Genomic DNA, 13,194 nt, shown 5'->3' with positions numbered 1-13,194 from the left:
TCTGTCCAATTAACATTTCGCCACCCTGAAAATAGACTCCCTACTTCACATCGACCGTGAAAACGAAAGTCATCGGCGCGGCAGGCGGACAGGGCGGCTTGGCACAGGCAGGCGCTGGCGCCGTCAGGCGGATCTCGGTTTGCCCAGCAGCAACCGCGCGAAACAACCAACCTTGCGGACCGGGCTCTGTCATTTTGTCCGCAGGGGTCAGAGGTTCAATGACTTCGGCAGCATACTCCACTTTCCAAATCGAGGAACCCGGCGGCAGGGAAATTGCAAATACATCTCCTGCTGAAAGTGGAATTACCTGTCCACGCTGGAAGGCGGGGTCAATCGTCAAGCTCGGAGAGGAGGGAGTTGTGGTGGGTATATCCAAGGGTTCCTCTATTACAACGAGAGTAGGGGTGGACGTCGCCTCCTGTATAGGAGCAGCGCACGACTGGCTAAAAAACATCACAACAAGCAGGCAGGCGGTGATTCTGTATTTATACGGGCGGGTCATTGATATTTCCAATCACATTAGCTGGGTATTTACTTCCCCCCACTATACATTTTTTTTGGAGAATAGGCAACAAAAACACTGATGATTTTCTTCCTTATATTCACATTTATGTTAACTACAAAGATGCAAAGTGTGCGGAGGAATATCAAAACGTTCTCTAAAACAAAATCCCCCGCGAAAATATTCGCGGGGGATTTACGTTCAAAATTCAGAAAATGTTATTCCTTCGGCAGGCTGAAGGTTTTTACCATCAAGACCGCCATACTGGCGCGGGTGACGGCGTCATCGGGACAGAATTTGCCGTTGCCGCAGCCCGTGGAGATGCCTTCGACGGCCAATTGCTTGATCCACGCAGCAGCCCAATAAGAAGTTGGGACATCGACAAAGCCGGTGCTGCCACCCACGGCGGGCGGGGTGTAGGCAGATCCGTGCTTGGAGCGCAGGAGGAAGATGGCCATTTCAGCATTGGAGGCTTTGCCTTCCGGGCAGTACAGATTGGTACCGCATCCGCCGGTGATGCCTTCGGTGGAGAATTGCTTGATCCATGCCGCGGCCCAATGTGAAGCAGGGACATCATTGAAGCCGGTGCTGCTACCCACCGCAGGCGGAAGGTATGCTGAGCCGTGAATGCCTCTCAAAAGGAAGACTGACATTTCAGCGCGGGTGACGGTGCCCTCGGGGCAGTACAACAACGGGCTGGTGGAACAGCCGCCGGTGATTCCAGCCGCGTACAGACGTTCAATATAGTTATAAGCCCAGTAGGTGCTCGGCACATCATAGAAGATCGAGATGGTGTAGTTCTGACCGGTCTGATGCGCGGTGACGTTTGTGTAGCTTCTAAATGAAGGGGTGAAGTAGTAGCTTCCCTGCGAAGGCGTCACGGTACCGGTCCAGTTCGCGGAGACGGTAAATTTGTAGGCGCCGGTGCTATCGGCAATGGCGGTCTTCGCCTGGCCGCCGTCGGAGTAGCTTAATATGGCTCCTGCCACACCGGCATTACCGCTGATCTCAGGTGTGCCAGACCCTGTTGGGGTGGCGGAAAAATTCTGGATCGTTTGAGCAGCTGTCAGGTTGCTGAAAGAAGCGTTGATCGGGGTGAAGTAATATCCGACCTTGGAGGGTGTGATCGTGCCGGTCCATCCGCTCGGGACGGTGATCGAGTATCCACCGCTGCCATCGGATGAGACGGTCTTGGTGTTGCCGCTGACCACGTAGGTGAGGGTGGCGCTGGGGGTGCCGACATTACCCAAAATGACCACGCCTGCCGCGCTTTGCGGTTTGGTGGTTAAGGTCCACCATTTACCCTCGTTGGCGTAGACGAATTTCTTCGGAATACAGGTGGCGCAGGTGATGGCCTTGATCTGCCAGTAGTAGATCTTGTCGTATTCGAGGTTGGTGAGTTTGACGCTGGTGCTGAGGTAGGTACCGGTCCAGTTGGGATCGTTATCATCACAAGCCGAGCCGATCTTGATACAGTAGCTGTATTTATCGGGGGTGGGGCTGTAGGTTCCCCATGTGAGGGTGAGGTTCTTGGGGTCGAGGTTGATGGTGCCGTTGGAGGGCGAGGTCTTGTTGAAGGTGGTTGCCAACGGATCGGGTGTGAAGCCGGTGAACTGGGCAGCTGCCGAAGGAGCGGTCTTTTCGCTCATCCACACGGTGATGCAGGTGCTGGAGGAGTCATCGACACAGAGGAGGAAATCCACGGCGAAATAGTAGCCTGCTTCGTGGTAGAAGACCTTGTGGGTGCCTTCTGCGTTGTCGTAGGCATCGTAGGAGGTCCAGCCAGAGGCGGCGAGTTGGACGTTGGAATAATAGTCAGCTACTTCCTGCGAAACGCCGCCCTGGAATCGTTCTGCTGAGGCATAGCCCTGCCCAGACAGGGTAATTGAATCGCCTTTAACGCTGGTGGTGATGCTGCGGCTGAGTGAACCGAGGTCGGCCCAGGTGATGCCAGAATATAGGGGAGTTTCAGGGGTATCCAGTGCAAGCGCTGCTTGAGGATTTTGCCATGCGCCGGTGGTGAGCACGGTCAGCACGAGAACACAGGCAAAAAACATTTTCTTGAAAACTACAGACATTTTTATCTCCTTGTTTTTGGTACTACGGCGGTTATCCAAGTCATTAAGGAGTTCTCAATGATTTGACAGACTTGTTAAACCAGCCTGCGGGCCCATTTCCATCAAAACAGGTGCCCATTTGATCGTAAATATTGTACACCATAATAAACGAGGGATAAGAGGGATTTGTTCCGCACGTAGGGAAATCGTACGCTTTTCGTTTGTATATTTGGGGGAAATCAGGCTTGGATTTTCGTATCTATACGAAACCCTGGGGCGGATTCTGCTTACGAGGACATTCTCAGCGCGTCGACCAAAAAGTAATCAGTCATCAGTGTGACAGTGTTGGTCTGTGAGGACTCATCCAGCGGACTGTAATAGCGCGCGCAGAGATACGTCAACCCTGTGACATCTGCCATTTCGCCCGTGAATCCATACGCGGATTGAGCCGCTCCGCTGGCTGGAACCGAGTAGCGGAATCATAAGTCAGCTTGCCTCTCTTGAATTCTTTTTATAGACTCTTTAGCAATGGTGCTTGCACGATATCCATCTCTGTCAAACTCAAAATCATGATCCCGCGCATGCTCCAACGCTAAAATGACATTTGGAGTGGCCTTGCAATATCCAAGCGCGTCAGCCGCTTCAGTTCTCACTTCAGGACTTGAATCTTCAAGCAATGCTTTAATAATACAATCCACAAAAACTCCACCTCCCTCAAGAAATTTCCTTGATCGGGCTATGAAATCAACAGCCTGCCAACGGAGCAATGTGTTGGTTTCATCGAGCAAGGGTAATATCAACTCTACATTCTCTTCTGCGTCCACAAACATGGCTATTTTTGCTCCAGCCGATTTCTTTTTATCATCTGCACTTGCAAGAAAGGCAAGTGCTGTTTTCATGGCAAAAGGTCGTCCAGCCTGCAACAATAACTGGCGTACATTTTCGGGAATCCCTACCTCTAAAGGTAAATCTTCCAGCAAGCGCAAAATTTCTTTTTCAAGTTCGTTTGATCCAACAGGAACCGTCATAACACCTCTCCGACATTGTACTCACACCCATTAAATCTCTCACTAAAAGGCTTGAACAAAAACCAGCCCAACGCAACCTCCTGTAAAGCAAGGTTGTTTTGGGCTGGCGGTAGATCAGGTCACTACGAACAAGTGTAGTGTTTGGCGATTTTTTGATGGCGAATTACAAGCTATCATCAACAGTCTTGACAGTATGTTGAAGTTGGCGTTACGGTTGGTGTGGCTGTTGGGGTGGGTGTATATGTCTCCGTTGGGTCAACTGTAGATGTGGATGTAGGTGTCCGTGTCGGTGAGGCCGTCGGGGTAGATGTGGGGGTGTTGATCGCCGTATTTGTCGCGGTCGCTGTCGTTGTTGGGGTATGGGTCAATGTAGGCGAAGGCGTATCGAATGGGGTTTGAGTTGAGGTGGGCGTATACATGTTGGTGTCAGCAGACAATACACAATCACCCCAACCAGGATAGTTAAAGGTCAAAGTTATCGCATACAAGCCCGTAAAATTTGAATCGCTAAAATCCGCGTCCCAAGTGATGCGGCTTCCGTTCCCCGGTAAACTTAATTCCGGGGGTATCGAACTTGTAACCACAGGAGACTCTGAATTCGCCACATTTGCAGGATCGCTATAAGCAACTGCATTCCATAGAGCCCTGTCAAAAAATCTGCCATTTGTAAGAGGCGATGGATCCCAGGTCAAAATCGTTTCGACCAGATATGCGGTGGAAGGATTGTCATTCCTTACACGTGCTTCAAAACTGTCACCGTTAAACCGCGCACGGTCAATATAAATATTGGAACAAATGGGTTCAGGCGTGAAGGTGGGTGTTCGGGTCATGGTAGGCGTTAATGTCTTCGTAGGCGTTCGTGAAGATGTGGGAGTCCGCGTAGGTGTATACGTTTTTGAAGGAGTCACCGAAGGCGTTCTTGTAGGTGAGGACGTGATCGTACTGGTTTTCGTCGGTGTAGGCGATTGCGTTATTGTTGCAGTGATAGTTGGCAATGCTGTACTGGTCGGCGGCCAAGGCAGCGGAGGCGGAGTCACAATTTCGGCATCCACAGCAAACGACTGAGCCGCGCTCCATGGGCCGAGGGTTTCATACATATTCATGGCACGTACGCGCCAATGATAGGTGCCATTATCCAAAGGCGTAGCCAGGTTTAGAGTCAGGGCATATACGAACATACTATAAAGCGGGCTGCCAAAATCCTCGCTATCGTTCAATTGAACTTCATAGGCGATCCCGCCAGTTACAGATCCCCAATGCAACATAGGCAAGCCATCTATGCTGATCGAATTGGCCTCGGGTTCCAATAAGATCGGCGCAACAGGCGGTACATCGACCGTAAATGTCCACACCGCGCTCCAAGCGCCGGGGGTACCCATAATGTTGATCGCACGGATGCGCCAGTGGTACGTGCCATTCGCCAGCGCCAGCACCACTTCGCGCATCGACGAGTCTACCGTGCTGCCATGCACAAGGCTGCTGAAATTCGCATTGTCGTCCACTTGAATTTCGTAGGAGAAACTTCCAGCCACGGCATCCCAACTGAGGGTGGGCAATCCGTCGGCATTGGTCGAATCCGCTTCAGGGGTCAGCAGGGTCGGCGCGGCGGGCGGAATGTCCACGGTCAACTCGCGCACCACGCTCCACTCACTGGCAGAGCCAACGCCATTGACGCCGCGCACCCGCCAGAAGTACGTACCATCCGTCAACGGGGCAGGCAGGCCACGGGTAGTTTGAGGCGCAGTGTTGTCAAATTCGGGACTGCTGAAGTCTGAGTCATTATCCACTTGAATCTGATATTCATCCGCATTGGCAGCGCTTTGCCAACTGAAGGACGGATCGCCATTTGAACTGGTAGCTGCATCTGCCGGAAGGAGCAGAGTCGGCGTCGACGGGACGAGGTCCACGGTCAGGGTCCAGGTGGCGCTCCACGGGCCAATGATGCCATATTCGCTGATGGCCCTCACCCGCCAATGGTATTGACCCGAAGCAAACGGCGTAACAAACGAACGACTGAGCGTATCGGCAACATCATCCACAAGCGGACTGCTGAAATTCGAGTCGTTATCCACCTGAATGATGTAATTCACGCCATACTGCACACTGTTCCATGTAAAGGTCGGTGTGCCAGTGGTATCGACAATGGCAGGCGTGTCGGTGGCTGGCGCATTCGGCGTGGGGCGGACAATCGTCACTCGCCAAACTGTGCTCCACAAACTCACACCACCGAGAATATCGGTCTGACGTACGCGCCAATAATAGACTCCATCGGGGAATTCTGTGGTCAGGATGGATGTATCGGGCGTAGTCGTATCAAACTCAGGGCTGCTAAAGGTGGAATTATTATCCACCTGCACTTGATACGTGGCTGCATTCGACATCGCATTCCATGTCAGTGTAACGATGGGGTCACGGCTGAGAGTGCCATAAGCAGGGCTGACCAGCGTGGGCGTGGCAGGAACGAGCGGGAAAATGGTGACTGTACGCGCCGTGCTCCACGGACCCCAGTTGCCAGCCGCATCCTTCGCGCGGACATGCCAAGAGTACACGCCTTGCGCGATCGAAGGAGGTGTGTGGCTGGTAGTGGTCAGATCGGCGGATGTGTAAACGGGGCTGGAGAAATCAGCGTCGTTGTCATACTCGAATTGATATTTGGCGGCGGTAGCAACAGAAGCCCACGAGAAGGCGGGCGTTCCGCTGACAGAAGCCGCATTGGCAGGCGAGCTCAGCGTCGGCGCAACAGGCGCAACCGTATCCACCGTGAAGGAACGATACGCGCTCCACGGGCCAGCGGTTCCATTCACATTCAACGCGCGGACATGCCAATACCACACCCCATCGGGGATGGTTGTGGCGGTGTAGGTCAACACACCGGGCGCGCCGCTGAAGGTCTGCTGTTTGGTGGCGAAGGTCGTCGCGTTCGAGATTTCAAGCTGATAAGTATCGCCAGCGACCACCGAAGCCCAGGTGAAATCTGGGGTCGGGTCATTGGTCACGGCGGCGTTGGCGGGCGCAGTCAGCGCAGGAGCAACAGGAATGGTGGATAACACCGTGACCGTACGTACCGTGCTCCACAGACTCCAATTGCCAGCCGCATCCTTCGCGCGGACATGCCACGAGTAAGTGCCGAGCGCCATCGCAGGCGGCGTGTGGCTGGTGGTGGTCAATTCTGCAGAAGTGTAGAGCGGGCTGGAGAAATCGGTATCGTTATCGTACTCGAATTGATATTTTGAGGCCGTTGCAACACTTGTCCACGAGAAGGCAGCCGTGCCAATGACCGAAGCGGCATTGGCAGGCGAGCTAAGTGTGGGCGCAACGGGTGCAGTGGTATCCACGGTGAAGGAGCGGTAGGCGCTCCATGCACCAGCAACACCATTCACATTTACCGAGCGGACGTGCCAGTACCAAAGCCCATCGGGAATGTTCGTAGCGGTGTAGGTTAACACACCGGGAGCGCCGCTGAAGGTCTGCTGTTTGGTGGCAAAAGTGGTCGCGTTCGAAATTTCAAGTTGGTAAGTATCACCTGAAACCACCGAAGCCCAAACAAAATCGGGGGTCGAGTCATTTGTTACAGCAGAGGCGGCAGGGGTAGTCAATGCCGGGGCAGCAGGCACCAACGGCTGGATCGTAATCGTACGAGTCAAACTCCACGGACCCCAATTGCCAGCTGCATCCTTCGCGCGGACATGCCATGAGTAGGCGCCCAATGCCATTACAGGTGGTGTGTGGCTTGTGGTGGTTAGATCGCCAGAGTTGTAGATCGGGCTGGAGAAATCGGCGTCGTTGTCATACTCAAACTGGTATTTCACCGCAGAAGTGGTGGCTGCCCAAGAGAAGGCGGGGGTACCCGTCACTGTGGCGGCATTTGCGGGCGCGCTCAAGGTCGGCGCGGAAGGTCCATTGGTATCCACGGTGAAGGAGCGGTAGGCGCTCCACGTACCAACCACACCGTTCACATTCACCGCGCGGACATGCCAGTACCACAAGCCATCGGGGATGGTTGTAGCGGTGTAAGTCAATATGCCGGTCGCACCGGTGAAGGTCTGCTGTTTGGTGGCGAAGGTGGTTGCGTTCGAAATTTCGAGTTGATAGGTTTCACCCGAAGGCACAGAAGCCCAAATGAAATCGGGAGTCGAATCGTTGGTGACAAAGGCATTCGCAGGGGTGGTCAGAGCCGGGGCAACAGGTACCAGCGGCAGGATTGTCACGGTGCGGGCCGTGCTCCACGAACCCCAGTTGCCAGCCGCATCCTTCGCACGGACATGCCACGAGTACAGGCCAAGCGCCATTGCGGGCGGCGTGTGGCTGGTAGTGGTCAATTCAGCGGAGGCATAAATCGGGCTGGAGAAATCGGCGTCGTTATCGTATGCAAGTTGATATTTCGACGCAGTGGCAGCTGCGGCCCAGGAGAAGGCAGGTGTACCGATGACTGCGGCGGCATTCGCAGGCGCGCTCAACGCGGGCGCGACAGGTCCGGTCGTATCCACGGTGAAGGAGCGGTAAGCACTCCACGGGCCGGCAACACCGTTCACATTCAAAGCGCGGACATGCCAATACCAAAGCCCATCGGGGATGGTTGTGGCGGTATAAGTTAACACACCGGAAGCGCCGCTGAAGGTCTGCTGTTTGGTGGCAAAGGTCGTGGCATTCGAGATTTCAAGTTGATAGGTATCACCAGAAACCACCGAAGCCCAAACGAAATCAGGAGTCGCATCGGTCGTCACCAGAGCATTTGCAGGCGAGGTAAGAGCTGGGGCCACGGGCACCGGCGGCAGGATCGTGACCGTCCGCGCTGTGCTCCATGCGCTCCAATTCCCCACGGCATCTCTGGCGCGCACACGCCATGAATACGTGCCCAACACCATTGCGGGCGGCGTGTGATTCAGCGTGGTCAGTTCAGCCGAGGTATAGATCGGGCTGGAGAAATCCGTATCGTTATCGTACTGGAATTCGTATTTCGTCGCTGTGGCAACACTGCCCCATGAAAAGGCAGGCGTGCCGATGACCGAGGCGGCATTGGCCGGGGCACTTAGAGTTGGGGCTGTGACTGGTGCAGTAGTATCAATGGTGAAGGAACGATATGCGCTCCATGCACCAGCAGTTCCATCCACATTCACTGCACGGACATGCCAATACCACAAGCCATCGGGGATGTTTGTGGCGGTATAGGTCAACACACCGGGAGCACCGCTAAAGGTCTGTTGTTTGGTGGCAAAGGTCGTCGCGTTTGAGATTTCAAGCTGGTAGGTTTCACCCGAGGCCACTGCGACCCAACTGAAGCCCGGAGTCGAGTCATTGGTGGCAAAGGCATTTGCGGGCGCAGTGAGAGTCGGCGCAACGGGAATCTGCGAGAGGATGGTCACAACTCGCGGCGCGCTCCACGGACCCCAATTGCCCGCCGCATCCTTCGCGCGGACATGCCACGAGTAAGAACCCAGCGGCATGGCGGGCGGCGTGTGACTGGTGGTGGTCAATTCGGCCGAAGTGTAGGCAGGGCTGGAGAAATCCGCATCGCTATCGTATTCGAATTGATATTTCGACGCAGTGGCAGCTGCGGTCCATGAAAAGGCAGGTGTGCCGATCACAGTGGCATCGTTTGCGGGAGCGTTCAAAACAGGCGCAAGCGGGCCAACCGTATCCACGGTGAAGGAGCGTGAAGTGCTCCATGCGCCGGGGAGATTCAAGTAGTTAATAGCCCTAACCCGCCAATTCCAAACGCCATCGGGCAAGGTCGCGGCTGTGTAAGACAGAACGCCAAGTCCGCTGGTGAAGGTTTGCTCAGGCGAAGCAAAGGTATTGAGGTTGTCGATCTGCACTTCGTAGCGGTCATCGGCCAAGACCATGTTCCAAGCAAGGAGCGGAGTGTTATCGGCGAGAACCGCTGCACTGGCCGGGCTGGCAAGCGTCGGTGCGGCAGGAAGCGTGGGCGTCAGGGTGAATTTCCATCCTGCGGTCCATACACCCCATCCGCCCGAAGTCCGCACACGCATACGCCAATAGTGTATTCCATAATCGAGCGCAGGGCTGGTGAAGGTGGTGCCGCTCGGCTGGGATTGATTCACTTCAGGGGTCGTAAACCATTCGGTTTCATCCACCTGCAGTTGATATTCAAGCGCGCCCGTGATGGCCTTCCACGTAAAGGCAGGCGTGACCGAGGCAAGATACCCATCGTTAGTCGGGCTGACGAGCAAACTGCTGGTCTTGGCGACTGTGTAAACCTCACCACTGGTGAACGAAGCAACCATCGGATTGAGGCCGCCATCTACAATTCCAGCATCATGTTTGACATCAAGGCGGATCGTTCCATTCCCGCTGCCTGTGTTGACCTTAACTGTGTAGGTACTCCCCGAACCAGTGACCGTGGTAATACTCGTCCCCGTCACACCGCTGGTGGTGAGGGTGAAGTCATCTTTGTCCACGCCTGTGACAGACTCGGAGAAGGTGACGGTGTAATCCACACTCGCCGCCGCGGTCGGGTCCGCTGAAGCACGCAGGCTGGAGAGGACGGTGGGAGGCAGATCGATGTACGAGACGTTATAAACAACCTGCATTCCACCAACAGACGCGATCAAGTCATAGTTTCCGATCTCATTGGCGGTGAACAATGCTGAAACAGCTTCACCTTTTGAATTCGTGGTGGCAGTGCTTACCGCCCCAGTACCTGCAAAGATTCCCTTGGGGCTGGTGGAGGGAGCCGTAAATGTGACGGTAACACCGGGCACACCGGCACCATTCGCATTTAATATGCGGGCTGAGAATGTTGTCGTGGATAATTCAGGCGTCAGCGTAATTTGCGGATTTGCCAACGTGTGAAGGATATTTGTCGGGGTGGTTCCACCGCTCGAATATTCATATGCGCCAATATCGCAAGCAGAATCCTGCGGGCGCGTATTGCCAACCTGATCGGTAAATGGACACGTCCCTGCACCGGCCTGATTGATCGCCGGGCTATCGGTATACAAAACGTGGAATCCCAGAGGGAAAAGCGGGCCTAGTTTTGGATCCACGCCGACCTTATCGCTGGCAAGCGGGGCAAACCCATTGCCTGTACAAGCCGGGCTTGTATCAATGATATTATTACCACTCGAAATCAGGTTCGCAGCACCGGCGGTGCAGTTTCCAGCAGGGTTATTGGAAAGAATCGTGTTCCCAAGGTTGACCACCGCTCCACCATTCACGCTATAAATGGCACTGCTGCCGGAATTATTCGCAATGGTCGAATATTGAACTGTAACACTGCCACCAACATTGCTAATGGCACTTCCTGCCAAACCACTGGAATGGCCGCCATTGATCGTACTATTCACCAGTGAGGCATTTCCGCTGGTGATATACATACCATTCTTGTTGTTCAACAGAGCGACCATTGTATAGGTAAAGTCGCCGAAAGAATGGTCAATCCCCGTATTGCCATTCTTAATGATAAATCGCGATAAACTGCCCGAGGTTGGAGCGTTTACTTTGACCCCATTACGGGCGGACTCCCCGTCAATGATCGAGAACCCATTCTGGAGAGTAAAGCCGCTATTCCAGCCACCGGAAATGGTCAAACCTTTGGTAAGGCTTACAACTTGGGAACCGGTGCCTTTGTAAGTTCCACTAGCGACTTTAATGGTCGCACCGGCGCTTGCCTTGGCACTCGCCCCATTAATCGTCAAACAAGGCGACGCCGGGGTCATACAGGAGTTCGAGTCGTTACCGCTTGTTGATACGTATAACTCCGTATTGGTCAACAGGAAGTTTACAGATCCCGGCAAGCCGTCAGCGGTTGCTATGACGGTATAAGAGCCTGCCATTGCATTTGCAGAGAAAGTTGAGGAGACCGCAAGCCCGCTGTTATTCGAGGTCACGGTTTCAGCATTTCCGCTGTTTGATGCAAAGGTTCCGCTTGGACCGCTTGCAGGCGCGGTGAACGTTACTAGTGTTCCAGCGACCGGATTCCCCACCGCATCCACGACATATACGGCCAACGGCTCCGCAAACGGAGCTAATAAGCCAGTCTGTTGATTGGAACCGCTCGCCAGTCCGAAAGAAGCTGCGGCCCCAACCCCGGAATATTCGAAAGCGCCAATGTCACAAGCACTCCCCTGTGGACGGGCCATGCCGCGTTGATCGGCAGCCAGACAATTGCTGCCCGCATCAATGGCCGGGCTTGTGGATATCAATGCATAGTAATGCAAGTCACCGCTCGGGGAATTAGCCAATTGCGGATCCACACCGACCAGGTCTCCGGCTCCCGTAGTAATTCCACAATTCGACAGGCTACCCAAGATGTTATGGTTTGATGATGAAACAGGATTCAGCCCGGAAGCAGCACAATCATTCCCGGTCGTGGCGATATTTCCTGAAAGAATGCTGTTTGTGATGGTGAGGTTTCTTCTTGGAGAAGAACCGCCGCTATATATTCCTCCACCTGTCAAGGCAGAGTTATGAGTGATTGTTGAATTTTGGATCACAATATTTGCAGTGCCGCTTCCCGAAATGCCATTCATATAAATCCCTCCACCCTGATTGGCAGCCTGATTTCCACTGATGGTGCTATTGTTGAGAGTCAGCGAGTTTAATGAGTAGAGATCAATACCGGCTCCGCGTGGGGCAGAATTGTTCTCAATGGTCGTGTTATTGAGTGTGACATTGTTACTCGCAAAAATTCCGCCGCCTTCAGTAGCCGCAGAATTATGAGTCACCAAACTATTGTTTATTGTTACCGCAGAATTTACAGAGATTCCACCACCAAGCCCTGCAGTAAAACCATTTTGCACAACAAAATGATCAATCGTTGAAACGGCGGCAACAGAAATTCCCTGGCGGGTATTTTGACCATCAATTGTCGAAAACCCGATCTGGTTGGCATATGCGTTATCCCAACCGCCAGACAGGGTCAGACTCTTATTGAGAGAAACTACATAAGAACCCGATGCGCTTGTGTATGTGCCTTGAGTTACATAAATCGTATTCCCTGCTACTGCACTTTGAATAGCCTTGTTTATGGTAAGACAGGGAACAAGGGGTGAATTACAAGTTGTGGGAGAAGTATCCGAACCCGTGGGAGAAACATAACGGCCATTCGGATCAGTCACAACACCTGCGATATCCGCAAAGATGGCAGGCAGGTTTATGGGGTCTTCAGCATAATAATACTGACCATCATCCGTTTGATGGGCGATGTAGGTCAACAGGTTTTCACCAGAAGTGGGCAATCCGATCGGTGCATTCCTAAGTTGATTAGGCAAGCCTGTTGCAATACCCAAACCGATCGTATGAATGGTAATACCGTTACTGGCAGTTATGCTGGCAAGGACATCTGCCGCATCGCGGGCATAATCATCGGCGTCATAATTTGGATCCCCATAGGTGTGACGTGTAATAAGGGGGGTGTCCTGAAATGGAGTAAGGAGATCATTATCGCGGCAATTGGGTGTATCAGTGGTGCCTGCTTTGTTCCATGTACTTTGAGGACAAAAGCCATCAGGGTAATTGACAACATCATCCGTGCTGGTTGCGTTGGCAGGACCACCAGCAAGCAAAATAGTGACCCAGGAAGAATCATTTCGAGCAGATTGCATAAGTGCATCATTGGCGTAATACAGCGAGCCGCCAATGTTAC

5 protein-coding genes are annotated in these 13,194 nt (G+C 53.5%); all 5 read right to left on the bottom strand.

Annotated features, from left to right (window positions below):
- Nucleotides 1–40: 40 nt before the first annotated feature.
- A complete protein-coding gene (locus IPI86_RS24595) occupies nucleotides 41–502 on the bottom strand; it encodes a hypothetical protein (RefSeq protein WP_345300683.1) in 462 nt (153 codons plus the stop codon).
- Nucleotides 503–720: 218 nt separating this feature from the next.
- The gene (locus IPI86_RS24590) at nucleotides 721–2,580 is read right to left on the bottom strand and encodes an S-layer homology domain-containing protein (protein ID WP_345300682.1); all 1,860 of its coding nucleotides are present in this window, start codon (nucleotides 2,578–2,580) and stop codon (nucleotides 721–723) included.
- Nucleotides 2,581–2,846: 266 nt separating this feature from the next.
- Complete coding sequence (locus tag IPI86_RS24585) at nucleotides 2,847–2,978, bottom strand: hypothetical protein (RefSeq protein ID WP_345300681.1); 132 nt, start codon at nucleotides 2,976–2,978, stop codon at nucleotides 2,847–2,849.
- 60 nt (nucleotides 2,979–3,038) lie between these two features.
- Nucleotides 3,039–3,587, bottom strand: a complete 549-nt coding sequence (locus tag IPI86_RS24580; RefSeq protein WP_345300680.1) for a hypothetical protein — start codon at nucleotides 3,585–3,587, stop codon at nucleotides 3,039–3,041.
- A 176-nt stretch (nucleotides 3,588–3,763) separates the two neighbouring features.
- Nucleotides 3,764–13,153 (bottom strand): choice-of-anchor Q domain-containing protein, encoded by a 9,390-nt coding sequence (locus IPI86_RS24575; RefSeq protein WP_345300679.1) that lies wholly within the window; start codon nucleotides 13,151–13,153, stop codon nucleotides 3,764–3,766.
- Nucleotides 13,154–13,194 lie beyond the last annotated feature (41 nt).

The sequence above is a fragment of the Candidatus Villigracilis affinis genome (assembly GCF_016705895.1).
Lineage (GTDB): Bacteria > Chloroflexota > Anaerolineae > Anaerolineales > Villigracilaceae > Villigracilis > Villigracilis affinis.
Note: the sequence above shows the minus strand (reverse complement) of the source record. Positions and strands in the feature narration are given on the sequence as shown.

Coding starts and splice junctions, on each gene's coding strand:
- IPI86_RS24580 (WP_345300680.1), bottom strand. CDS start 3,587: ATGACGGTTCCTGTTGGATCAAACGAACTTGAAAAAGAAATTTTGCGC.
- IPI86_RS24585 (WP_345300681.1), bottom strand. CDS start 2,978: ATGGCAGATGTCACAGGGTTGACGTATCTCTGCGCGCGCTATTACAGT.
- IPI86_RS24595 (WP_345300683.1), bottom strand. CDS start 502: ATGACCCGCCCGTATAAATACAGAATCACCGCCTGCCTGCTTGTTGTG.
- IPI86_RS24590 (WP_345300682.1), bottom strand. CDS start 2,580: ATGTCTGTAGTTTTCAAGAAAATGTTTTTTGCCTGTGTTCTCGTGCTG.
- IPI86_RS24575 (WP_345300679.1), bottom strand. CDS start 13,153: ATGCAATCTGCTCGAAATGATTCTTCCTGGGTCACTATTTTGCTTGCT.